General features: G+C 63.0%; 24 protein-coding genes. 3 read left to right on the top strand and 21 right to left on the bottom strand.

The genetic code is table 11. The features are described from left to right. Window positions 1-27: 27 nt before the first annotated feature. The 6 genes from AN401_RS08390 to AN401_RS19980 all read right to left on the bottom strand — a co-directional run bounded on the left by AN401_RS08390 (window position 28) and on the right by AN401_RS19980 (window position 4,115). Window positions 28-1,488: an MORN repeat-containing protein gene (locus AN401_RS08390; protein WP_096779065.1), complete on the bottom strand. Its 1,461-nt coding sequence runs from the start codon at window positions 1,486-1,488 to the stop codon at window positions 28-30. 51 nt (window positions 1,489-1,539) lie between these two features. After that, on the bottom strand, window positions 1,540-2,034 hold the full coding sequence (locus AN401_RS08385) for a GNAT family N-acetyltransferase (protein ID WP_096779064.1): 495 nt from the start codon (window positions 2,032-2,034) through the stop codon (window positions 1,540-1,542). Window positions 2,035-2,112: 78 nt separating this feature from the next. Next, a complete protein-coding gene (locus tag AN401_RS08380) occupies window positions 2,113-2,898 on the bottom strand; it encodes a DUF5602 domain-containing protein (RefSeq protein ID WP_096779063.1) in 786 nt (261 codons plus the stop codon). A gap of 155 nt (window positions 2,899-3,053) precedes the next feature. Next, window positions 3,054-3,353, bottom strand: a complete 300-nt coding sequence (locus AN401_RS08375; RefSeq protein WP_096779062.1) for a DUF3175 domain-containing protein — start codon at window positions 3,351-3,353, stop codon at window positions 3,054-3,056. 95 nt (window positions 3,354-3,448) lie between these two features. Beyond that, window positions 3,449-3,850, bottom strand: coding sequence for a VOC family protein (locus tag AN401_RS08370; RefSeq protein ID WP_096779061.1), 402 nt, complete (start codon window positions 3,848-3,850; stop codon window positions 3,449-3,451). Further along, window positions 3,828-4,115: a hypothetical protein gene (locus tag AN401_RS19980; protein ID WP_176442039.1), complete on the bottom strand. Its 288-nt coding sequence runs from the start codon at window positions 4,113-4,115 to the stop codon at window positions 3,828-3,830. Before AN401_RS19980 ends, AN401_RS08370 begins: the two co-directional genes overlap by 23 nt. Window positions 4,116-4,174: 59 nt before the next feature. On the opposite strand from AN401_RS19980, the gene AN401_RS08365 reads away from it, so the two are divergent. Continuing rightward, window positions 4,175-4,768 (top strand): LysE family translocator, encoded by a 594-nt coding sequence (locus AN401_RS08365; RefSeq protein ID WP_232513409.1) that lies wholly within the window; start codon window positions 4,175-4,177, stop codon window positions 4,766-4,768. On the opposite strand, the gene AN401_RS08360 is transcribed toward AN401_RS08365, so the two are convergent. The 15 genes from AN401_RS08360 to ectA all read right to left on the bottom strand — a co-directional run bounded on the left by AN401_RS08360 (window position 4,730) and on the right by ectA (window position 22,356). Continuing rightward, complete coding sequence (locus tag AN401_RS08360) at window positions 4,730-5,587, bottom strand: AraC family transcriptional regulator (RefSeq protein WP_096779060.1); 858 nt, start codon at window positions 5,585-5,587, stop codon at window positions 4,730-4,732. The genes AN401_RS08365 and AN401_RS08360 overlap by 39 nt on opposite strands. A gap of 106 nt (window positions 5,588-5,693) precedes the next feature. Beyond that, window positions 5,694-6,542: a DUF6920 family protein gene (locus tag AN401_RS08355; protein ID WP_332461906.1), complete on the bottom strand. Its 849-nt coding sequence runs from the start codon at window positions 6,540-6,542 to the stop codon at window positions 5,694-5,696. A 384-nt stretch (window positions 6,543-6,926) separates the two neighbouring features. Next, the gene (gene rplY / locus AN401_RS08350; RefSeq protein ID WP_094039655.1) at window positions 6,927-7,214 is read right to left on the bottom strand and encodes a 50S ribosomal protein L25; all 288 of its coding nucleotides are present in this window, start codon (window positions 7,212-7,214) and stop codon (window positions 6,927-6,929) included. Window positions 7,215-7,330: 116 nt separating this feature from the next. Then, window positions 7,331-11,218, bottom strand: coding sequence for an ATP-dependent RNA helicase HrpA (hrpA, locus tag AN401_RS08345; RefSeq protein WP_408645763.1), 3,888 nt, complete (start codon window positions 11,216-11,218; stop codon window positions 7,331-7,333). A gap of 57 nt (window positions 11,219-11,275) precedes the next feature. Continuing rightward, window positions 11,276-12,235, bottom strand: a complete 960-nt coding sequence (locus AN401_RS08340; RefSeq protein ID WP_094039658.1) for a helix-turn-helix transcriptional regulator — start codon at window positions 12,233-12,235, stop codon at window positions 11,276-11,278. Window positions 12,236-12,801: 566 nt separating this feature from the next. Beyond that, window positions 12,802-13,275, bottom strand: a complete 474-nt coding sequence (locus AN401_RS08335; RefSeq protein ID WP_094039659.1) for an outer membrane lipoprotein — start codon at window positions 13,273-13,275, stop codon at window positions 12,802-12,804. A 230-nt stretch (window positions 13,276-13,505) separates the two neighbouring features. Further along, complete coding sequence (locus AN401_RS08330; RefSeq protein WP_157772203.1) at window positions 13,506-13,913, bottom strand: cytochrome b562; 408 nt, start codon at window positions 13,911-13,913, stop codon at window positions 13,506-13,508. 92 nt (window positions 13,914-14,005) lie between these two features. Continuing rightward, window positions 14,006-15,142 (bottom strand): MFS transporter, encoded by a 1,137-nt coding sequence (locus AN401_RS08325; protein ID WP_096779059.1) that lies wholly within the window; start codon window positions 15,140-15,142, stop codon window positions 14,006-14,008. Window positions 15,143-15,234: 92 nt separating this feature from the next. Further along, entirely contained in the window at window positions 15,235-15,963 is a 729-nt protein-coding gene (locus tag AN401_RS08320) for a hypothetical protein (protein ID WP_094039662.1), read from the bottom strand. Between the two features lie 33 nt (window positions 15,964-15,996). Further along, window positions 15,997-17,619, bottom strand: coding sequence for a DUF2813 domain-containing protein (locus AN401_RS08315; RefSeq protein WP_094039663.1), 1,623 nt, complete (start codon window positions 17,617-17,619; stop codon window positions 15,997-15,999). Between the two features lie 30 nt (window positions 17,620-17,649). After that, window positions 17,650-17,931 carry a peptidylprolyl isomerase PpiC gene (gene ppiC / locus AN401_RS08310; RefSeq protein ID WP_094039664.1) on the bottom strand — a complete coding sequence of 94 codons (282 nt, stop codon included), beginning with the start codon at window positions 17,929-17,931 and terminating at the stop codon, window positions 17,650-17,652. A gap of 294 nt (window positions 17,932-18,225) precedes the next feature. After that, entirely contained in the window at window positions 18,226-19,662 is a 1,437-nt protein-coding gene (locus tag AN401_RS08305; protein WP_232513408.1) for an aspartate kinase, read from the bottom strand. A 297-nt stretch (window positions 19,663-19,959) separates the two neighbouring features. Further along, a complete protein-coding gene (locus tag AN401_RS08300) occupies window positions 19,960-20,367 on the bottom strand; it encodes an ectoine synthase (RefSeq protein WP_094039665.1) in 408 nt (135 codons plus the stop codon). 139 nt (window positions 20,368-20,506) lie between these two features. Continuing rightward, window positions 20,507-21,778, bottom strand: coding sequence for a diaminobutyrate--2-oxoglutarate transaminase (gene ectB / locus AN401_RS08295; protein ID WP_096779058.1), 1,272 nt, complete (start codon window positions 21,776-21,778; stop codon window positions 20,507-20,509). Between the two features lie 65 nt (window positions 21,779-21,843). Next, window positions 21,844-22,356 (bottom strand): diaminobutyrate acetyltransferase, encoded by a 513-nt coding sequence (gene ectA / locus AN401_RS08290; protein ID WP_094039671.1) that lies wholly within the window; start codon window positions 22,354-22,356, stop codon window positions 21,844-21,846. 310 nt (window positions 22,357-22,666) lie between these two features. On the opposite strand from ectA, the gene AN401_RS08285 reads away from it, so the two are divergent. Both AN401_RS08285 and maoP read left to right on the top strand, forming a co-directional pair. Next, on the top strand, window positions 22,667-22,876 hold the full coding sequence (locus AN401_RS08285) for a cold-shock protein (protein ID WP_094039672.1): 210 nt from the start codon (window positions 22,667-22,669) through the stop codon (window positions 22,874-22,876). 304 nt (window positions 22,877-23,180) lie between these two features. Beyond that, window positions 23,181-23,519: a DUF413 domain-containing protein gene (gene maoP / locus AN401_RS08280; RefSeq protein ID WP_094038506.1), complete on the top strand. Its 339-nt coding sequence runs from the start codon at window positions 23,181-23,183 to the stop codon at window positions 23,517-23,519. The last annotated feature ends 72 nt before the right edge of the window (window positions 23,520-23,591 follow it).

Here is a 23,591-nt window from a genome sequence, read left to right as displayed (position 1 = left end):
GGGCCCTGAGCGTCGGTTGCGGCTGGTTCAACGGTAGTACTCCACCCCGTCGAACACCAACACGCGGCCATCGTACCGGCAGGGCACCGTGCCCGAGGGGGCGCTCATGCGCTGCAGTACCTGGCCGCTGGCCGCATCGCGATAGGTGCCGTTGCCGTAGGTGACCGACATGCTGTCGGCGGTGGTGGTAAAGCTGAAGCCGATGTCAAAGCGGTATTTCGCCGCCCCGCCTTCGGTGTAGCTCACCAGGCTGCCATTGCCCTGGCCGGGGCCGTCCAGGCGTAGGGTCGAGTTGCCGGTTTGGTCGCGGAAGGTGCCGCTGGCCGCGCGGCAACCGGCCGGTTCCGCCACCGGCGCGGCGGCGGCCGGCCCGCTCTCCGCCTCGCGCCGGCGGTCGGCGGCCAGTTGGCGATCGCGCTCCATCAGGGCGGCCAGCGCTTCGGCGCCGGCGAGTTTTTTACCGCCGTAGTAATAGCATTCGCCGGCCGGTACCCTTTCCCCGCCGCAGCTGAATGTACCGGTCTGGTGGGGAAAGGCCGCCCCGTCGGGCATGTCCATCCAGCCGCCTTGCCACCAGATCAGGCGCCCCTGGCCGGCCGGTTTGCGCTCGCTGACCGGCCCCCGCCAGACGTTGCCGTCGGCCATGCGCAATTCGCCCTGCTGCGGCTCAAAGGCCCGGTAGCTGCCGGTAAAGCGGGTGCCGTCGGGCCAGGTGGTGGTGCTGCCCGGCTCAATCTGGTGGCTGTGGTTCAGGTAGTCGCCATCCACCTCGCGGCCATCGGCATACTGGGTCTCGCCGGTGATCTTGTCGCCGGTCACCTCGGCATGGGTGATCTCGGCAAAGGGTTGCCCGTGCCGGGTGATCTCGACCCGGCCGGTGCCGACCCGGTCGCCGTTGTTTTGCGGGCCGGTATATTCGGCCCGGTAGCCGTTGTGGGCAAAGAGCGCTTCGGGGCCATAGCTGGCCGAGACGGGCGTGCGCCAGGCGCGGGTATCCAGCTCCGGGCTGGCCCGGGTCGGATCGGGTTCCCGGCTGATCACGATATCGTCGAACAACAGGCCGTAATCCGCATACACCACGGTGATTTCGCCCGGCACCACCTCGACCCAGTCGCTGAACTCCAGCTTGCCCAGGCGATACACATTCACCGCATAGCGGTCCGGCCACAGCGCATATTCCTTGCTCGCCCCGGCGGAAAGCTGCTCGGTGATAAAGGGTTTGAACCCCTGGTTGCGCGCGGCCTTTGTCACCTGCATCTGCCAGCCGTAATAGGCTCCGACTCCCGACGGGTTGATCCTGAACTGGATAACGCCCGGATCGGACACCTCGGCGGCGGCAAACCGGTATGGCGAGAAAGCGGGCGGGGCCGGTTGTGCGCTGTTGGCGGTGTTGCCGCCCTGGCACGCCGTCAGGCCCAGCCCGACCAAGCCGATCAAACCGGCCCGCGCCGCCGCGGCCATCTTCAGGTCCAAAAAGGTATTAAGCATCTGGTTTCCTTCTGTCTGCGGGTGGCGCAGAGCAAGCTGTACAGCATGGGATCAGGCCAGATCGGGGCGGATACGCGCCATCAGCACCAGGTCGTGGTAGCGTCCCGCCTTGAAGGTGGCCAGCCGTTTCAGCCCTTCCTGCTCGAACCCCAGGCTGCGGTACAGCGCCTGGGCGGGGGCGTTATCCGCCTGCACTTCCAGCTCCAGCCGCACCAGGTTCAGCCAGTGGTCGGCCTGCTCGATGGCCGCCTGCATCAGCCGTCGGCCCACGCCCCGGCCCTGACTGTCGGGGTGCACCGCTATCGCCAGCATGGCGCCGTGCCGTTCCCGCGGCTTTTGGCGAAGGAACAGGGTCAGGTGCCCCACCACCCGGCCCTCTTGCTCCGCCACCAGGGTGTAGTGGCCAGCCTGGTGGAAGAGCCCGGCCACCTGTTCGCGGCTGAGGTAGGGCAACTGGGAGGAGTTTTCGGTCACGGCGGTATGGCGGTAGATCTCGAACAGATCGGAATTGTCCGAAAGTTCGCAATGGCGGATGGTAATGGTCAAGGCGGGTCCTTTGTCTTGTTTTAATGACCGGGCCTTTGGCGATGCCGGTTCAAACAGCACGCCCTGGCCCGGAACGGATCAGTGCCGGACAAGTCCCTCCAGCGTGATCTCGTACTGCGCGTTTGCGGTATCGTAGCGTACGCCATAGCTGGTAGGGTAGGCAAAAGCAGGATCATGGATCTCGGGCTGTTTGACCGGTGTCGACACATCCGGGCGGGAGGCCAGAAACTCCAGTGTCATCATCGGCTCCACAAAGATGGTCCGCCCGTCGTAAAAGCCGTAGATAAAGGTCTGGGTAAAGGGCTTTTCCTGGAACTCGTCGCTGCCGGGATCGATGGCATGGGCCCCCATTCTCGGCACCTCGGTGCCCGGCGGCAGCACGTAGTCCGCCGGCATATGGGCGGGCTCGGGGGCCTTGCGCGCCCGCTCCAGATCTTCACCCACGACGGTGATGGCATTGCGTTGCTCGGCGTCGATCACGTAGAAGTGAAAATCGAAGTGAGGCTTGTCGTAGATGCCCGGGGGAATATGGCCATGGGGGTTCCAGTCGACGGCAACATGGTCATAGCCGGTGCCGGCGGCTTGCGACGGCAGGCTCAACAGGTATTCCCGTTCGCCGTCGGTCGGCAGGCCGGACAATGCCGCCTCGCTCAGCCGGATCCCGAGTGTTTTGGCCTGCCCCTGCTCATCCAGCATGACGAAGGTGCGCGCCTGCCCCTGGCCGATGGCTACCGGCGGGCCCTCGTAGGTTCCGGCCGGGGTGGAAGCCTCCTGGTGAGGCATGGCGCAGCCGGCAAGCAGCGCGGTGCCCAGCGCAAGCAACACATATCTGTGGCCGCGGTCAACTGGACTGAGTCGTATCATACGGGATCCCTCGTGTTTTCATCCTGAATCGCCGGCGCCAAACAGGATGCGCCGGCCTGTTCGACAAGAATGGTGCCGGGGCCGCGTTAGCGCCAGTATCCGCCCCACATTAATGGCTTTCCCCTGCCCTCACCATCCGTGGCGGCAACGGGTGCTCAGGGCTTGTTGCGCCTGGGTTTTCCATACAGCTCCCGCAGCTCGTCCTTGGTCGCCTCCAGGATCCGGCGCCGCTCCCCGGAGAGCTGCCGGCCGGCCCGGTTGATATAAAAATTGAGCATCGACATGGCCGAAGCGAACGGCGATGCCTTGCGGCGCTCGCTGCCGTCGGCGGAGCGCTTGAGGGATTCGGCGATCTTGCGCGGATCCTCCCAGGAGAACACACCCGGCTCGAGCTCCAGCGCATGACTGGCCTCGGTGACCTGCCGGGACCACTGCTTCGGCTTTTTTATGACCATAGGCCCGGGAATCCCTGACGTTCAAACGCCGGTGCCAGACACCAGCCTCAAGCACGCAGAACAAGTACGGCGCCGAGGGCAAGTGATACTGATTATTACTCGGTATTTGAATAATTATGGCCACTGAACTCTATCAGACAGAAGCCATGGCCGAACGGATCGGAAAAGGTGATGCACCTTGACCCCATCCACTCTACACATTCACTCTCACATTTTGCACCAGCCTTAAGCGCCTTTTCTTTTGCACTGTCTATATCATCCACCACAAAATCCAAGTGCACCGGAGTCCAATGCCTTGCATAACTCCTTTTCAAGCCGGACTCTCGGGAAGCAGGAGAACCTGCACTCTTTTGAAGAAGATAAACAGTGCTGGAAACGCCCTCCAGTTCGGCCACATCATCATCAAGGGTTCGAGTATGAGTCAAGCCCAGCGCCTGCGTATAAAACTCGATGCCATCGGCTAAATTCGGCACATCAATATTGATTATTACTCTCATCGGATTTACCCCGGTTGATTGGCAACGACATAACTTTCTGGTCCAGCGTCGGCTGAATGTCATTGCCAGCGATAAATGGCCAGTTCACACGAGCCCCGACCAGGACGTGCTCCTTGTACCAGCGATACGGTTTCAACGCGGGGTTTACTCTTGTGGCGAAATACATCAACGAGATCAGGCTCCCTTGATCCGTGGTGACCTCGACCTCCTTTTGGTCATAGCCGTACCCCAGCCCGCTGAACAGAACCACCGCAATTTTGTTCAATACTTCGCACCGACGCTATCGCACACTTCAGCCAGAGCCAGCAAACAGAGAGAAACACCATGACAATGTCCTTGATGTTACCAATGACGGCATTCGCCCTTGCGGCCTCCATTTCACCCGGTCCCGTCAACCTGGTGTGCCTGAGCAGCGGGACCCGCTATCCCCTTGCAAGAGGACTGATCTTCGTCACCGGCGCCACCCTGGGTTTCATCGTTCTTTTCGTGACCGTCGGCTTGGGGCTTTATTCGGTGCTGACGGTCGTACCGGGGTTCAATGCAATCTTGCGCTGGGCCGGCGTCGCATTCCTGCTTTATCTGAGTGTGCAGCTGTTCCGCGATGATGGGCGCCTGCCAGAAGGTGAAACCCGCAAAGCGCCGGGCTTTGTTACCGGCGCTGTCATGCAGTGGCTCAACCCCAAAGCCTGGCTGGCATCGGCCTCGGGCATTGGTGCTTACACCAGCGGTAACAACGTACACGAGGTCATCATTTTTGCGGCGCTCTATCTGCCCATCTGCTGGTTGTCGCTGAGTTGCTGGGTTTATGCCGGCGCCTTCCTGCGCCGGTATCTTCACCGGCCCAGAGTGCTGGTCACCCTCAACCGGACACTCGCACTGTTACTTGCCCTCAGCTGTGTTTATCTGCTGATTGAGTAGGGACTCCCGGTACTGCTTCGGTGTGGCGGCCAGCAAACGCTTGAAAGTGCGCTGAAAATGCGGCTGGTCGGCAAATCCGGTGCTGAGTGCAGCTTCGGCAATCGGCTTGCCGCATTTCAGCTCCTGTTGTCCGCGCTGGACTCGATAATTGATCAGATACGCATGCGGCGTGAAACCAAAGTAATGCTTAAAGGCGCGGATAAGGTGACCGGGGCTGTAACCGGAGCGCTCGCACAAGGTGTCCAAAGACACCTCCACCGCCGAGTGCTCCTCCAGGTAGTCGGCCAGCGCCTGCAACTTATCGGGCGCCTTCGGTAACGGCGCCGCAACCTGGTCTGCCAGTTCGCACATCAGGGCGCTAAGGTATTCCACCACAACGGTTTGCTTTTCCAGCAACTCGTTGTTCGGATCCAGCAAGCATTCCGCCATCCGGCAATAGCCCGCATACCACTCGGGATCAGAGATGATGGCTGTCGAAATATCCTGCCAACAAGCTGTATCCAGCAGGCCGGCCTCATATCGCAGGTTGGTTAACCAGTCGGTGTCAATATACAGCATCAGGTAGCCCCAAGGCTGATTGCCGAGCGGATTGCAGGCATGGACCCAGTTGGGATTCATCATGACCAAGGTTCCCGCTCCGACCTCGAACCGATCACCTCGGTAGAAAAAGGTGCTGTTGCCCTCGGTGATGGCGCCCAGGGACCATTGGCTATGGCTGTGGGGAGCGTAGCAGACCTTTCGCCCGTCCCCGACCCTGCGCAGCTCCACATAGGGCATGCGCGCATCGCGCCAGAACATGGGTTTGCCTGGATTGTTCATCCTGTCGATGCCCTCGTTGTTTTAATGAATAACAGATCCTGATAGTGCTAGATCAACCGGACAGCGCACCCAGACACGCCGTAAATCCGCCGCGCCATTCCTGCCATCATCGGGTGAATTCGTAAGCGATGCCGGTGATGTGCCCGCGCCAGTAGGGCTTGGCCCCTTCCGGCAGCAGCCAGGCTACCTCGGCGTTCAAAGGAACGCGCAAACCATCCCGAAGCGCATAGTTCGAAAACCGGCCGCACCAGGGGGTGGGCACCACTCGGCCAGCCATCATCCGCCCACGCGCTTCGGCATAAACGGTGTCGATCAGCCCATCTTCACCGAAGTGAAACAACAGGGTCACCAGTTGTTCACCATCCTTCAGCGTGGCGCGGGCCGCATGCTCGTCGACATCATTCCAGACCACACCCTGGCTTGGCAGAAGCGCGGTCGGATACCACGCGGCCTCGGCAAGGAAGCGCATCAGCTCGCCCCTCGCCACTTCGCCGGTCCCGCGCAGCTTGGCCATGGACAGCAGCCCGAGCAGCGCCGCATGCAGGATGCCCTCGCCCGCTATATAGGCATCATGCACAAGCACCGGCAAGCCGGGCATCATTGCCACGCGCCCGTCCCAGTCAAAGCCGGGGCGGCGGGTGACCACGCGTTGTGTGGATGTGAATGGCTTCCACTGATCGGCCGACTCGCCCAGATTAAGGGTTCCGATATGTTCCAGGCTGACGGTGGTCACCATCGGCTGGCCCTCCGCCAACACGGCACGAAAATAGCGCTGCACCGGCGCGGGCATGGTGTCCAGCTCTCGGCTATCGAAGATCCTGGGCTCGATGGGAAGTTTGGCCGCGTCCAGCCGGCTGCGCAGTTCGCGAGTACCCGATGTCCAACGGCGTTCCCCGTAAAAAATGACGGTAGCCACGACCATACCCAGGCCGAGGATGAATACAAGTAGAAACACGGTGTTCAACGCCGGCCTTGCAGTCCGCGTGACATCTCAGTAGCCCTGGCGAAAACGTCGAGAAACTGATCGTGCGAGAAGGGAAGCTGCATCCTGTAGATACTCGAATTTATTCGACCAAACCCGGCGCCGTTGGCGGAAAGGTCCACTGAAGTGGACCCTACAGCCCGGCCCGCATCGGCCGCAGGCACGCTACCGCCCGAGCGTTACAGGCCGCCATCCCTGCCACCTCGATTTCCATACAGAAACCATTCTGGACGCTGGGCCGGGATGAAGCAATGGCAGAAATGCGGGCGGGCCGCCCGCGCCCCAGGACAGGGCCTTGCCGGCAGACGCCCATAAAAAAACCGCCTTGCGGCGGTTTTTTTTTCGGGCTTGTTGCGATTAAACGCGAACGAAGTCCAGGTGAGCCAGCTTGGGCTTGAAGGGGTGACGCTGAACGTCTTGCAGCTTCACTTTCACTTCCTGGCCGTTGATCACCAGGGTCAGCACGTCGCTGTAGAAAGCGTCGTTTTGCTGGGCGATGATGGCTTTTTTGTGGTCCAGGGCGATGGCTACCGGCTCCTGGCTGCCGCCGTAAACGATGGCGGGTACTTTGTCTTCATGACGCAGGCGGCGGCTCGCACCTTTCCCCAGGTCTGAACGAACTTCGGCTTCAAATACGAATGACATAATTTTCTCTCTAAGGTTAGTGGCGAAAGCTGCGACCGGCCTTCGCCTGTAAAAAGCGCGCGGATGGTAACACACGGCCCCTAACGGGGCAAGCTGGAAGCTTATGGCTTCCGGCTTTATAACCCTTCTATCTGTTGCAGTACCCGCTTGTCCGACACCGGGTAGGGGGTGCCCAGGGTCTGGGCGAAGTAGGATACCCGCAGCTCCTCTATCATCCAGCGCACCTCCTTTACCTCCGGTGCCAGGGGCTTGCCCCTGGGCTGCTTGTTCAGCAGCGCCTGGTAGGCGGTTTGCACCTGCTGGATCTTCAGCAGGTGGGCACGGTCCCGGTGCGGGTCTATGGCCAGCTTGTCCAGGCGCCGGCTCAGGGCCTCCAGGTAGCGGCTCAGATCTTTCAGCCGCTCGGCGCCGGTGTCGGTGACGAAGCCGCGGAAGATCAGGCCGTCGAGCTGGGCCTGGATGTCCGACATCGCCATGGCCATGGCGAGATCGATCTTGCCCTTCAGCCGCTTCTTGATGGCCTGGGCCCGGCTCAGCACCTCTTCCACCTGCAGGGCGATGGCCGCCACCGTGGGGTTGAGCTCGCCGGCCACCTTGTCCTTGAGCGCGGCGAACTCCTCCGGCGTCCAGGCCGGCGCCCCGTACTGGCGCATCAATGCATGGATGCCGGCGCGGATGCAGTCGTCCACCAGATCCAGCACCTTGCCGTAGGGGTTGAAGTACAGGCCGAGCTTGGCCTTGTTGGGCAGCTTGTCCTGCAGGTACTTGATGGGCGACGGCAGTTGCAATTGCAGCAGCTTGCACTGGCCGTCCCACATGGTGCGGGCCTGGCTGGGCTCGTCCTCGCACAGCTGCAGCGCCACGCTGTCGCCCTGATCACTCAGCGCCGGATAGGCTTTCACCTCAAAGCCGGCGCGCTTGGCGGCAAAGGTCTGCGGAATGGCCCGGGCCGGGAAGGCGGTCAGTCCCTCCTGCTCGAAGCGGTCGTCGTCCACCGCCTGGGTCAGGGCGGTCTGCACCTGGCCCTGCAGGGCGAGCTTTATCCGTTCCAGATCCCGGCCGGCGGCCAATTCCTTGCCGTCCGCGTCCAGCACCGCAAAGCGCATGATAAGGTGGGGCGGCAGCGCGCTCCAGTCCCAGTCCTCGCGCGGCACCGTCACCCCGGTCATGCGGCGCAGGTGTTTTTCCATCTGGTCGAGCAGCCGGCCCTCGAAGGGAGTCATGGCCGCCAGCAATGCCTCGGCGAAGTTGGGCGCCGGCACAAAGTGCTTGCGCATCGGCTTGGGCAGGGACTTGATCAGCGCGATCAGCAGCTCCCGGCGCAGGCCCGGCACCTGCCACTCGAAGGGCTCGGCCGCCACCTGGTTGAGCAGCGGCAGCGGAATGCGCACCGTCACCCCGTCTTCGTCCTTGCCCGGCTCGAACTGGTACTCCAGGGCCAGGTTCAGGCCGTCGTGCTGCCAGGCGTCCGGGTAATCGCGGGTGGTGACCGCCCCTGCCCGCTCGTTCAGCAGCATCTCTTCGGTAAAGTGCAGCAGCTCGGGGTTGTCCTTGCGCGCCTGCTGCCACCACTTGTCGAAGTGGCGGATGGAGACGATGTCCGCCGGCAGCCGCTCGTCGTAAAAACGGAACAGGGTCTCGTCGTCGATCACCAGATCCCGGCGGCGGGACTTGTGCTCCAGGGTCTCGGCCTGCTCCAGCAGGGCCCGGTTGTGGTGGAAGAACTCATGGCGGGTGGCCAGTTCCCCCTCCACCAGCGCCTGGCGGATAAAGAGCTCGCGGCACAGTTTGGGGTCCACATGGGAATAGTTCACCCGCCGGCGCACCACCACCGGCAGGCCGAACAGGCTCTGGCTCACATAGCCCATCACCGCGCCCTGTTTCTTGGACCAGTAGGGCTCGCTGTAGCTGGACTTGAGCAAATGCGCCCCCGCCTCCTCCAGCCACTGCTGATCGATGCGGGCGGCGATGCGGCCGTAGAGGCGCTGGGTTTCGGTCAGTTCGGCCACCATCAGCCAGCGCGGCGGCTTCTTGGCCAGGGCCGAGCCGGGCACCAGCACAAAGCGGGCGTTGCGCGCGCCCAGGATCTCCTTCTTGTCGCCGTCGCGCATGCCCACCTGGCTCAGCATGCCGGTGAGCAGCGCCCGGTGCAGGCTGTTGTAATCGGCGGGCTCGCTGTTCAGCGCAAAGCCCAGCTCGCGCACCACCAGCCGCAGCTGGCTGTAGATGTCCTGCCACTCGCGCACCCGCAGGTAGTTCAAGAATTCCTTGATGCACTGTTTGCGGAACTGGTTGCCGCTCAGCAGTTTCTGCTGCTCCTTGAGGTAGTTCCACAGGTTCAGGTAGGCGACAAAGTCGGAATCGCTGTCGGCGAAGCGGCGGTGCATTTCGGCGGCGGCCTGCTGCTTGTCGAGCGGGCGCTCGCGCGGGTCCTGGATGCTGAGCGCGGCGGTGATCACCATCACCTCGGTCACGCAGCCGTAGTCGCGGGCCGCCAGCACCATGCGGCCCAGGCGCGGGTCCACCGGCAGCCGGGCCAGATCCTGGCCCAGTGGGGTGAGCTTGAGGTCGCCCTGCTCGCCGGTGACCGCGCCCAGCTCTTCCAGCAGCCGGATGCCGTCGGAGATGTGCTTCTTGTCCGGCGCCTCCACAAAGGGGAAGGCGGAAATGTCGCCCAGCCCCAGGGAGAGCATCTGCAAAATAACCGAGGCCAGGTTGGTGCGCAGGATCTCCGGGTCGGTAAACTCCGGCCGGTTTAAAAAGTCGTCCTCGCCGTAGAGGCGGATGCAGATGCCCGCCTCCACCCGGCCGCAGCGGCCCATGCGCTGGTTGGCGCTGGCCTGGGACACGGGCTCGATGGGCAGGCGCTGCACCTTGGTGCGGTGGGAATAGCGGCTGATGCGCGCCGTGCCCGGATCGATCACGTAGCGGATGCCGGGCACGGTGAGCGAGGTTTCCGCCACGTTGGTGGCCAGCACGATGCGCCGGCCCGTGTGGGATTCGAAAATGCGGTTCTGCTCGGCGTTGGACAGGCGTGAGTAGAGCGGCACTATTTCGGTGTGGCGCAGCTCGAGCTTGTTCAGGGCGTCGGCGGTGTCGCGGATCTCCCGCTCGCCGTTCATAAAGATGAGGATGTCGCCCGGGCCTTCGCGGGTCAGCTCGGTCACCGCATCGAAAATACCCTGCAGCTGGTCTCGCTCGCTGTCGTCCTCCACCAGCGGGCGGTAGCGCAGCTCCACCGGGTAGGTACGGCCGGACACCGAAATGATGGGCGCGCCCTCGAAGTGGTTGGAAAAGCGCTCCGGATCGATGGTGGCCGAGGTGATGATCAGCTTGAGATCGGGTCTTTTGGGCAGCAGCTGCTTCAGGTAGCCCAGGATAAAGTCGATGTTGAGGCTGCGCTCGTGGGCCTCGTCGATGATGATGGTGTCGTACTGGCGCAGCATCCGGTCCTGCTGGATCTCGGCCAGCAGGATGCCGTCGGTCATCAGCTTTACCTGGGTCTCATTGCTCACCTGGTCGTTGAAGCGCACCTTGTAGCCGACCCGCTCGCCCAGCTCGCAGCCCAGCTCCTGCGCCAGCCGGCTCGCCACGCTGCGGGCCGCCAGCCGCCGGGGCTGGGTGTGGCCTATGGTGCCCTCGATGCCAAGGCCGAGCTCCAGGCACATCTTGGGGATCTGGGTGGTCTTGCCCGAGCCGGTTTCGCCGGCGATGATCACCACCTGGTGGTCGCGAATGGCGGCCTTGATGGTGTCGCGCTTGTCGCTTACCGGCAGTTGCGGCGGATACTGGATGGGGCTTTGCAGCAACTGTTGCCTGCGGGCCCGCTCGGCCATGGAGGTAGCCATCTCCAGGGCGATGCCCTCCAGTATTTTCTGTCGTTTGGCCTCGGGCAGCTTTTCCAGCCCCTGCAGGCGGCGGCGCAAGCGCCCCCGCTGTGCGCCCCGGCACTCTTTCAGCCTTGCCTGCAACTGTTCAACCGACTGCGCCAAACCCAACCCCATTCGCTCATGTTAAAACTGGCGCGCAGTCTAGCAGAAAGCGGGGCGGGAATGGAGCCGTCAGCTCATGGCCTGCAGCAACAGCAGCAGTTCTCCCCGGCTGCGGCAGCCGGTTTTGCGGTAGATGGACTGCTGCACCGTTTTGGCGGTTTCCGGGCTGACGTGCCGTCTTTGGGCGATGCGCTTGTTGGCGCAGCACCCCGAGGCCAGCAGCAGCAACTGGGCCTTTTCGGTACGGGTCAGGGAAAACAGGCAGGCCAGGCACTCAATGTCCAGCCGGGCCGGCAGGCCGGGATCCTTGATCATCACCAGCCAGTAGCGGCAGTCCGGCAAATGCACCAGGTGGACCACCTGAAAGGTATCGGGCACCCGGATCACCTGCTGCCCCTCGCCCCGCCCGGCCAGCATGCGGCCGAAGTGGATAAAGGCCGTGCCCTGCCCCCGCAGCAGCAACTGGCCGGCGTCATCCTGGCGGATGCTGGTGCCCAGGCGCAACAAGGCCAGGGCGCTCTGGTTGGCGAACAGCAGGGTACCGTCGTCGGCCACCATCAGTTGCGGCCGATCCGACAGGTTGGCCCATTGCTCCAGGCAGCGGCTGTGTGCCCGCCACTGGCTCAGTTGCCAGAAGTGCAGCTGCCATTGGCTCAACTGCAGGGCCAGCCAGCGCAGCCGGGCGGTCAGTTCCCCAACGCCTCCTTTCAGGGTGACCGCCAGGGCGCCGCAGCACTGGTCCCCGGGCACCCGGAGGGAGCAGAACCAGTGCCGGGCCGTGAGCCGGGTATGGCACTGGTACAGCAGCGGCTGCAGCTCGCTCAGCGGCCGGTAGCAGGCACCGCCGTCAAAGCAGCGGTAGCGCTGGGGCTGCCGCCAGCTCACGTCCGGAGGGACCAGCACCAGGGTGATGCCATCCAGCTCCAGCACCCGGCACAGTTCATCGAAAATGGCATCGTAGGCGTCGTTGCCGGTATGGCAGTGGTAGAGCCGCGTGAATAGCGGCCACAGCATATCCATATGCTTCATTTCGTGCTCTCCCGCTCGTTGTTGGTATTTTTATCATCACCAAGCCTAGTCGCGGGAGCAAAAGATGACCAGCCGAGCGGCTCAAGTTTGGGATTTCGCCCTGTCATCCGGGTATTGGCCACCTCAAAACCCTGTCGTCACACCAACCAACAAAAACACACTAACATCATGATTAAAAAGAAATATATATAAAAAACACCTTATTTTGAGGAAGCGAAAACGCCCCTAACCGGCTGATGCAAACCGCAATAAACAGACAAAAACAGACGCTAGACACCCATCACTACGAAATGCCGTAAAAAATTGCAAAATACCGATTGAAAAGGCACCAGCATGGCCGTATATTGTGTCTACAGCCCACTGTTGAGGAAGGTAAAAAATGAAAGAGTTAGTCATAACCGTCATTTTTACAGTCTGTGCGGCCTTAATCGCCGTTTCTGCACCTTCCTTGGCACAATTTTAACTGAGCCCGGGAAGACAGGACTGTAAATCACTAAGAAATAACAATATTTCCTGTTAATAAAAAAGGCGCCCCTGGGGCGCCTTTTTGTTTTTTGTGCCTTTTCCTACAGCGGGGCCACGCTCATGTTGCTGCCGGAGCCGATCATCCGCACCCGCTGGCCCGGTTGCCAGGTACGATCGGCCTTTTGCACCACCACCAGGTGCTCGCCGCTGTCGGTACGGATCTCCAGCTCTACCGCATTGACCTGGTTGATTTTGTCCTCGGCCCGCGAGCCGACCATGGCGCCGGCAATGGCGCCCGCCGCCGTGGCCAGGGAGCGACCGGAGCCGCCACCCACCTGGCTGCCCAGCATGCCGCCCACCACACCGCCGCCGACGGTGCCGATCAGGTTGGGGTTTTCTTCACCGGCCTGGATGGTGACCGGACGGGTCGACACTATGGTGCCGTAGGTGACGGTCTGGGCCTGCTTGGCCGTTCTGCCGCTGTATACGTCGCCGGAATACACATCGGGGTTGGCACAGCCCGCCAGGCTGAGTACCCCGGCCACCGTGATAATGGATAGTGTTTTCAGTTTCATCGGTTTCCCCCTGCTGAATGGTAAGGATGCTTATTATTGTTTTGGGTTGCTGACAGTATAGACCAGCGCTATCCGCGGCTGGTTTCATTCGCCAACGGTGCCGGCACCCGCCGGCAGTGTAGCCCTTTATGATAAATAAGGAAAAAGCGCGCCCGCAAAGGCGTCAGAAAGTGGCGGAGGCGCCCCGCCTTCGCCACTAAGCACGGCCCCCTGGCGGGCGGCGGACAACATCAGCCGAACAGGATGCGCCACCAGCTGACCCGGCGCTCCCTGTGGTATTGCTTGCGCAAGTCGTCTATCCGCGCCAGGTGCTGCCGGGCCAGGGCCTGGTCGTCGGCCCGGACGGCGGCTTGCGCCTCGTCGATGGCGGCCCGCACCTCGTCCAGCCCCTGGCGGAACAGCTCGGCCTTGTCTTCCGGAAAGCTCGCCTGCCTGGCGGCGTCGGTCAGCACGGCCAGCTCGTCCAGGTGGCGCAGCAGGCTGTCGCTGTCTTCGGCGCGGTGGGCCTGTTTGTAGGCCAGCCCCATGTTTTTCATGGTGGTTTCCAGGTTGACGGACTGACCGGCCTGGGCGGTCGGCAGGGCGAGGAACAGCAAGAGGGTCAAAAACCGCAGGGACGGGGTGGATATATAACGCATCGGCATACCTGTGTTGCTTGAATCGAGGGGCAACTATAGCCGATCCGCCAGGCGGGTTGAATGAAAAGGGGCCACTGCTGGCCCCTCCTTGCTCAGGCGGCGTCGCCCAGGGGCTTGTCCAGCACCAGGCGCACCAACAGCAGCCACAGGGCCCAACCCGCCACCAGCAGGATAATAAAGAGGAAGAGGCCGGACTGGAATTTCTCCAGCATCATGCCCGCCATCATGGGCCCGGTGAGTGAGCCTATGCTGTAGGCGAACATCAGCTTTTGGGTCATCTTCACCAAGGCCCGGCCGTGCATCTTGCCGCAGGCGTAGGACATGGTGGTGGGATAGAGGGTGAACACCCCCGCGCCCAGCAGCGCAAAGGCCAGGATCAGCATGCCGTCGCCGCCGGATTCCCACAGCAGCAGGCAGGCCGCCCCTATCATCAGGGTCTGCACCGCCATCATGGTGCGCTTGCCCAGGCGGTCGGCCAGGCTGCCGTTGGGCAGCTGGAAGGCCATGCCGCAGAGGATGAGCCAGGCCATGTAGAGGCCGATTTCATCGCCCCGGGCCAGTTGCTGCAACTGGATGGGCATCAGTGCATAGAGGGCGCCGAGCAGCATGCCGGCCACCAGGCAGCCGGCCAGGCCCAGTGCCCGGTCGGCCCGGGGCGGCTTGCCGCTGTTGGCGTTGGCTCCGGCCTCGGCACTCAGATCGGGCTTTTTGGCCCACAGCAGCGGCAGCATCGCCAGGGCGCACAGGCCGGTGGCCAGCCAGAAGGCGGCATTATGCCCGGCCGGGATCCAGTCGATAAACAGCTGGCTGATGCCGTAGCTGAAGTAATAGACAAGCATATAGCGGGCCATGGCGCTGGAGCGGCGATGCAGTGGCGCCACCCCCAGCACCCAGCTTTCCACCGCCACAAAGCTCACCGCCGCCGCCATGCCCGCCACCATGCGCAGCGCCAGCCACAGGGGCAGCAGGCTGGTCCAGGTGAGGGCCACCGCCGCCAGGGCCAGGGTCACGCAGCACAGCACCAGGGCGCGCACGTGGCCCAGGCGCTGGATCAGCCGGTCGGCGAAGAAGCTGGCGCCCAGCATGCCCAGGTAGAAGGCGGAGCCCACCAGGCCGATCTGCGCCGCCGGCGCCCCCAGGCCATTCAGGTACACGGCGACCAGGGTCACCAGAAAGGCGTTGCCCAGGGTCAGCAGGATCAAATGGGTGTACAGGGGAATTAAGTGCATGGCGCCTCCGGATTTCGAGGCGCGCATTCTAGGTGGGGCTAAATGGCAAGTACAACGAGAAAAACTTGTGACTTAGCGCAAATTTTTTATGTTTAACCAATGTTACCGGCAGTATGCCAGATAATGCCCTGGCCAAGGGTCAGCGCCCCTATCATTAACAGGGCGGCAACCGCGATCACCGGCGGTTTTGTCTGCTCCTTGCGCAGCAGTGGGGCGAACCATACCAGGGCCCCGATCAGCACGGCCGCGCTGACCTGCACGAAGGGCATGACCAGCCCCTGCAACTGCGCCTCGCCGAGCCCCAGGGAGCGCACCAGCAGGGCCAGCAGCCAGCAGACGCCGAACAGGGAGCCGGCCAGGGGCAGCAGGGTATTGAAGGCCTGCAACCGGTGTTTGGCGCGCACCATGATGAGATGGGCGAACACACAACCGCCGCAGCCCGCCGCCAGCAGCGCCCAGCCCGGTCCCATCAGCCAGCCCAGCCAGAGACCGTAGAGTACCGCCAGGCCCAGGGCGGGATAGTGCCAGCTCAAGCCCAGGCTGCGCTTGCCCTGGAGCCGGGCCTGATACAGCACGCTGCCCAGCCCCGCCGCCAGGGCCAGGCCGCCCAGCCACAGCAGGGGCCGGGGCGCGCCGGCCTCCACCCCCAGCATCAGCGCCAGGCCGAACACCGCCCAGGCCGACATCAGGCCGTCGCTGATCCGCCGCCGCTGACCCGGACACAGGTCTCCGTTGCGCAATACCCAGATCAGCAGGCCCAGGGCCGCGACGGCGGTGAGTGCCAGGGGCGCATACAACCGCGCCGGCAGCAGTTCTGTCATCAGTGTCTCTCCCTCTGTTAAAACCGGGCCATTCTACCCTTGTCGGCGGGCGATCGCGACTATGCGGGCGAACATGCGCCGCAGCTCCACCGGCACCAGCTGCGGGCCCTGCAATTCAATGGCCTCCACCACCGCCAGCGCCATGCCCGGCTTGCTGCGCCGGCTCAGGGCCCGCTCTATGATGCGCGAGGCCGGGGTGTGCTTGTCGTGGATTTGCGCCTCTTGCCGGAACACCGGCTCCAGGCCGTTGTAGAACAGGTAATGCTCGATGTCGGAGCGGGGCAGCACCGTCAGGTGATCCGTCTCCCGCTCGCCGCGCAGCATGCTGCGCACGCCCTGGGCGTATTTCTGGCCGGCTTCGTCGCCGTCGGTCAGCAGGTGCCAGCCGATGCCGAAATCCCGCGCCACCTTGATCAGCGGGCTGTGGCCGCACTGGGCGAACTCGATGATACGGATGCCCTCGGCGGGCAGCACATAGCCGCAGATCCGCGCCAGCTCCGCCAGCAGCCAGATCTCGGTTTCTCCTTCCACCAGCAGCCAGTAGCGGGCGAACAGCGACATGGGCCTGTTGATGCGCACGTGGAAGGCGATGCGGCGCATGTCCTCCCCGCTGTATTTCTCGTTGCCGATATGGAAGCTCAGGGTTTCGTGCTCGACCCGCACCAGCCGGCGCAGGTGGTTGAGCGGAAAGGCAGAGAGCAGATCGCCGGAATTGGTGGTCACCAGCTTCTGGCCGGGAAAGCGCTCGAGGATGCCCCAGGTCACCGCCAGGGTGGTGGGGTGCAGCCGGCTCTCGGGATCTTCTATCAGCAGCAGCGGCCGGGCGCCCGTCTCTATGGGACGGCCACCCCGGGCCTGCAGGACGGTGCGGGCCACGGCCGAGAGCGCCAGCGACAGGCCGCTCTCCTCCCCCGTGGGCTGCCAGTCGTTGAGCTTGCCCAACTGGCTGAGGGTCACCGGGTGCACGGCGATGTCCTTGGCCCGGCGGGGCGCCCGGCTGGTGGCCCCCTGGGGGGTGAAATAGTGCTCGAACAGCTGGCGCACCGCGTCCAGGCCGGCCTTGATGTCCCGCTGGCTCAGCTCGTCTTCTTCCGCCAGTTGCTCGCTCAGGCGGGTCAGCAGCTGTTCGTAGTCGCCGTTCAGGCTGACGATGGGCAGGTTTTCCGGCGCGCCGCGGGAGTCGCGCAGGCGGAACACCGGGTTCATCTCGATCAGCTGATGGACCAGTTGGGCGGCGTTGTCCAGCACGATGGGGTTGCCGGCGGCATCGACGAAGTCGTGCTCGCTCACCACGCCCTGGCCGGTGCGCCAGGCCCGGGCGCGATAGTGCACCCGGTGGTAGTTGTCCTTGTGCCTGACCCACACCGACTCCAGCCGGGCCAGCCGGGCGGAGTGCTCGCTGATGCCGGGCCGGTGCTCGCGGTAGCTGAGCACTATCTGCAACTCGTCGGCGGTGGTGTTTTGCTCGGTGCGGTAGAAGTCATCTTCCACGAACTGGTAGCAGCAGGCCCCCTGCCCCAGCAGCCGCCACAGGGCCCGGAACAGGCTGGTCTTGCCCCAGGCGTTCTCCCCCATCAGGGCCGTGCTCTGATCCAGGTGCAGCGACAGCTGGTTGATGCCCATGAAGTTGCGGATCTGGATGTGTTCAAGGTACATGTGCGATGTCCGTTGGGGAAAGGCGGGCGGTCAGTTGCGGTAGAGCACCTTGATCAGATGATAGCCGAAGCGGGTCTTGACCGGCCCCTGTACCTTGAGTTCGGGGCCGGTAAACACCGCCTTGTCGAAGGGGCCGACCATGTCGCCCTTGCTGAATTCGCCCAGATCGCCGCCGCGCTTGCCGGACGGGCAGATGGAATGCTGCTTGGCCAGCTTGCCGAAGTCGGCACCCTTGTCCAGTTGTTGCTTGAGCGCCAGGCACTCGGCCTCGGTTTTGACCAGGATATGCAGGGCGCAGGCTCGCTTTGCCATTTAAGAAGTCCGGATAAATAAGGAAACAAGGGGCAAGTGTGCCAAAAACCGGCGGTACAGGGAAGGCGGATGAGGGGTGAGGGGGGAGGCGTGGTAGACGCCGCTTTAGCCGGCGAAATGTGCAGTCCACCCGCATAAAAGCTGCACCTCTGGGCAAAGGCAATGATTCCTGCCCTACAGCGTCATTTTTAGGTCGAAGGTTCCCGCTGCGCGGGAAGGCAGGCGGGCCGCCTGCGCTCCAGAGTTCGGCGTCCCCCCACGCCTCACCCCTCACGCCTCACCCCTAACGCAGGATCAGGCCACCGCCAGGGCCACGGTGTCGGCGTGGGTATGCACCAGTTCGTCGTGCAGGGACACCACCGCCTGCTCGTAGTGCTCGTCGTCCACGATAAACTGCATTTCCACCGCCCGCAGCGACTGGTGCACGGCCCGTACCGGCACCCGGGCCTGGTTGAGCGCGCCCACCGAGCGGGCCAGCAGGCCGGGGATGTTCATGTCGCTGCCCACCGCCGACACCAGCGACACCTTGTGGGTGTTGACCTCGGCGTTGGCGAAGCGGCGCTGCAGCGCCCCCACCAGGCGTTGCACCTGCTTGCGGTTGCCGGCCAGGTAATAGGTCAGGGTGTTGGCGTTCATGTCCTTGGCCACCAGGTTGAGCTGCATCTTGTCCAGCTCGTCGGTAAAGCCCTCGGCGTAGTGGGACACCCGGCCCACCATGTCCTGATCGAACAGCTCCACCGCAAACAGGTTGCGCCGGCCCGCCACCATCTCCACGCAGGGCGAGGGACTGCGGTAGTCGGTGGTGATCAGGGTCCCTTCGTGATCCGGCTCGAAGGTGTTGCGCACCCGCAGCGGTATGCCCTGCTGACGCAGGCCCTTGGCGGCCTGGGGGTGGATCGCCTCCATCCCCAGGTTGGAGAGCTGGTCGGTCACGTCGTAATTGGTGCGGCCGATGGGGATGACATTGTCCTCCCCCGCCAGGCGCGGATCGGCGCTGCTCAGGTGGTATTCCTTGTGGATGATGGCCTCGCGCGCCCCGCTCAGCACCGCCAGCCGGCTGAAGGTCATTTCGCTGTAGCCCCGGTCGAAGCTGCTCATCAGTCCCTCCCGGCAATGGGCATAGCCGGTCACCACCGGCAACTGGCTGGACAAGTCCACCCGCGCCAGGGCCCGGGTCAGGGCGTCGTCCAGGGTCAGGGCCTCGTCGTCGCGCCAGCCGGTCAGATCCATCAGCACGGCGTTGACCCCGCTCTGGCGCAGGTAGAGCACCATGTTGTGGGCACTGTGGGCCTCGCCCATGGCGGCCAGCAGCTCGCGGATGGTCTGCAGCTGTTCGTCCAGCTGGAACTGGCCGAAGGCACAGACCTGGCGCAGGTGGTGCAGGCAGTCGCGGATGCCGCTGATGCGCTCCTGCAGGAAGGAATCCGCCAGCAGCCGCTCGGGGGTGGTGCCGAACATCTCTTCATTGATCTGGGCCATGCGCTGGCTGACGTTGTCGAGCGCCTGCTCCCAGGCACCGTCGTCCTCGGCGTCCGCATAGGTGGCGTACACCCCCGGCGCGCCGGTGCGCTTGCATTCCAGCAGGCCGTCGGTGATGCCGCCGAAGGCCGACACCACCAGCATGCGCCGGTAATAGTCGCCCGCCTTGCGGTTGTGCAGCACTATGTTGTCCCGTACCGCCCGGTACTGGCTCATGGAGGTTCCGCCGATTTTTTCTACTGTATGTGACACTCTGTGGTTCTCCCGTTCCCTGATGTGAATGTTGGATATTTTTGAGCGCACATTTTCAATGGGCCTGGATTTTACAACCCTGCCCAGTGAAAAGGTGCGGAGCGCAAAGGCATAGCGAAGCAGCAGCGGGGATTACCGTAGCCGACCGTCAAATGTCAGGGCCGAAAAGTTGCTCCTGCATTTTCGGCATTTCCGCCATCCCTGGCGGTCAGATGCATTTGCCGAGCGTCCCATGGATGGGCTTGAAGCGTGTCGGCTACGGCAATCCCCGCCGTTGCTTTGCGCAGCTAATTTAACTCAGCCTTCCGCCTCTTCCGTTTCCAGCGGATAAACGCCGTCGGCATCGTGCACTTCCTTGCCGGTGAGCGGCGGGTTGAACACGCAGGCCAGTTTCATGTCCTCGCTGCCGCCGCGCAGCAGGTGCTCGTCGTGCTGGTCCAGGATGTAAAGGGTGCCGGGCGTGATGGGATAGACCTTGCCGTCGGCCAGGGTCTGGATTTCGCCGTTACCGCTCATGCAGTACACCGACTCCAGGTGGTTCTGGTAGTGGATATGGGTCTCGGTATTGGCATAGATGGTGGTGATATGGAACGAAAAACCCATGTTGTCGCTTTTCAGCAGCATACGGGTGCTTTCCCAGGTGCCGGTTTCGGACTTGACCCGGCGTTCGGTTTGTTCACATTCGGCGAGAGTACGTACGATCATGGTATTTCCTTCAATTTTCAATTCTGTTGCTCTTCCCGCCCGTGGCGGCAAGGTAAAGCTCACCCGGCACCCTGTGCGCGGGCGCGAGCAATGCATAAAGGGGTGGAGCCCCCGGCGACGGCCGCCGCCGGGGCTGCGCTCAGGAGGCCTTGCTCAGGCGCTCGCCGGCGGTTTCGTCGACAGCCGCTTCCAGCCAGTCCAGACCCTGGTTCAGCTCGGCCTCGCTGATGACGAGCGGGCACAGGCACTTGACCACTTCGTCGTCGGGGCCGGCGGTTTCGATGATAAGGCCGCGCTCGAAGGCCTTGCTGGTGATCACATCGGCGATGTCGCCGCTCACGCAGGCGATGCCCTGCATCATGCCCCGGCCCTTGACCTTGTCGAACAGCTGCGGGTGCTTGTCGACCATGGCCTGCAGGCGACGGCTGAGCAATTCGCCCTTGGCGCGCACCCCGGCGGCGAACTGGTCGTCCCGCCAGAAGGTTTCCAGCGCCTTGCAGGCGGTGATGAAGGCATGGTTGTTGCCGCGGAAGGTGCCGTTGTGCTCGCCGGGCTCCCACTGATCCAGGTCGGGGCGCATCAGCACCAGGGCAAAGGGCAGGCCCATGCCGCTCAGGGACTTGGACAGGGTGATGATGTCCGGCTTGATGCCCGCCGGCTCGAAGCTGAAGAAGGTGCCGGTACGGCCGCAGCCGGCCTGGATGTCGTCGGCGATCAGCAGGATCTCGTGCCGGCGGCAGATGGCTTCGAGTCGCTTGAGCCAGGTCACCGAGGCGGCATTGAGCCCGCCCTCGCCCTGCACCACCTCGAACAGCACGGCGGCGGGCTTGTCCAGGCCGCTGGAGTTGTCGTTGAGCATGGTTTCGAACAGCAGCAGGCTGTCGTCACCGGCGCCCGGGTAGCCGTCGTAGGGCAGACGGGTGATGTTGGCCAGCACGGTGCCGGCGCCGCCGCGGTGGTGCTGGTTGCCGGTGGCGGCCAGGGCCCCCAGGCTGACGCCGTGGAAACCGTTGGTAAAGGCCACGATGTTCTCCCGGCCGGTGACCTTGCGCGCCAGCTTCATCGCCGCTTCCACCGCGTTGGTGCCGGTAGGGCCGGTAAACTGGGCCACGTGATCCAGGCCACGGGGCTTGAGGACGATGTCCTGCAGCGCGGTCAGGAAGGCCGCCTTGGCCGAGGTGTGCATATCCAGGCCGTGGGCGATGCCGTCGGCCTGGATATACTCAATCAGGGCCTCTTTCAGCACCGGATGGTTGTGCCCGTAGTTGAGGGTGCCGGCGCCGGCGAGGAAGTCCAGGTAGCGCTTGCCCTTGGTGTCGTGCAGCCATACCCCGCGGGCCTGGTTGAACACCACCGGAAAAGAGCGGGCGTAAGTTTGTACACTGGATTCCATTACATCAAAAATACTCATCTCGACTCCTTAAAGTCTTGAGTTCAAATCTAAACATCGAAAATAACGCGAACGGGCCCCGGGGCTCAGGCGAGGGGGATGCGATAGAGGATCTCGCTCTTGCTGGCGCCGTCGAAGTGCCGTTCCCGATCGAACAGCACATGGCGCACGCCCTGTCCCTTGCCCTGGTCACGGGCCAGGCTGTCGAACAGCGCCCAGGAGGCGGTGTTGTCGGCGGTGATGGTGGTCTCGACATGGGTGACGCCCTCGCAGGCCGGCGAGCCCAGTATGGTGTCGAGCAGGGTGCGGGCCAGGCCTTCGCCGCGGGCGCGTTTATCTATGGCTACCTGCCAAACAAAGAGGGTGCTTGGATCGGTCGGTTTACGGTAGGCAGAGATAAACCCCAGCAGGGAGCCGTCTTCCTCGTCTTCGGCCAGCATGCAGGTCTCGGCAAAATGCAGGCACTGCAGCAGGTTGCAGTAGGTGGAGTTGGTGTCGAGCGGCTTGCAACGGGCGATCAGGCGGTTCACCTCGTGGCCGTCGGTCGACCTGGGATGACGCAGCAGCAACTGCAGTTCTAGTGTGGTATCCGTGTCCATATCCATAATTTATAGGTCTAATCAGTTTTAGTTAGTGGGCAAAGTAAAAATGCATTACTAAACTAGCAAATCACTGATTAATTGCAACCTTATCCCTGTTAAATTAATTTGAACAGCATTCATTTTAGCATTGATTAAGGATGAAAATGGAGGTCGAACGGCACCCTCAACATCCCCGCCATCCCCTTTTCGGACGGTGGATCGGCAGAAAATTAGCGACCGGAGGAACCCGCTTCGACGGCACCTGCTACTATCAATGCAGTGGCGGTGCTTTTATCGCCACCCTGTCAGGCTAGAGCGGAAATACACTATGAGTACGAAAGAAACAGGGACCGTAAAATGGTTCAACGAGGAAAAAGGGTTTGGATTCATCTCCCGGGCCTCCGGCGCGGATCTGTTCGTTCACTTTTCCTCCATACGGGGTGATGGTTTCAAGACCCTCAAGGAAGGCCAGCCGGTCAGCTTTGTGGTCACCCAGGGCAAGAAAGGGCCACAGGCGGACGAAGTGGAACTGCTCTGATCCCCAATCCGGCGGCACGGCAGTGCCGCCGCTGCCTGTCGGCCCCCGGATCCTCGTCCCGCCTGCTTCCCCTTCCCCGCCCCACGACCGGTTTTCAGCCATCGCGTTGCTGCCCGGGCCACCTGCCCGCGTCCCCAAAAGGGCACCCGCAGGAACGGGACCGAACCCGCCGAAGGCGACAGCCGATGTCCCAAAACATCCGTAAAAATATTTTTCACGTTTCATGCAGAAAATTGATTTTGCGTACCGGCATGCGGTGCCATACTTTCCGCGATCTATAGAGCCACTTAGAGTGAGAGTGAATATGAGCTTTGAGTCACCCAAGCCTTTTCAGGACTTCGCCCACTTCCCTCGCGGGTTGCGTCGTTGCGGCGAGTTTACGGTGGCGGAAGCCCAACTGCTTGAGCAATGCGGCCATGCCATGCTGGGGTTGTATACCGGTCAGCGGGCGCCGGCCACCGATGAAGAGCAACGTTTTATCGAGCAGGTTCAGCAAGGGGCAGCCCCTGAAAGCCGCCATGCCAAAGTCTGGCTGAAATACCTGAAAGTCATAGGTCCCAAGCGCGTGCACCGCCTGTGTACCCCCATGGCCTCCGGCAGCGGCGACGAAGACTACGAGCCGGTAGAAGACGTAGCCGAGTGATCCCATCCCCAAAGGCCGGACCAGCTCCGGCCTTTTTGCTCTCCTTTTGCCTGCTGGCGGACAAAACTCAGT

The sequence above is a fragment of the Zobellella denitrificans genome (genome assembly GCF_002407485.1).
Lineage (GTDB): Bacteria > Pseudomonadota > Gammaproteobacteria > Enterobacterales > Aeromonadaceae > Oceanimonas > Oceanimonas denitrificans.
The sequence above is the reverse complement of the archived record's forward strand: the minus strand, read 5'-3'. Positions and strand labels throughout refer to the sequence as shown.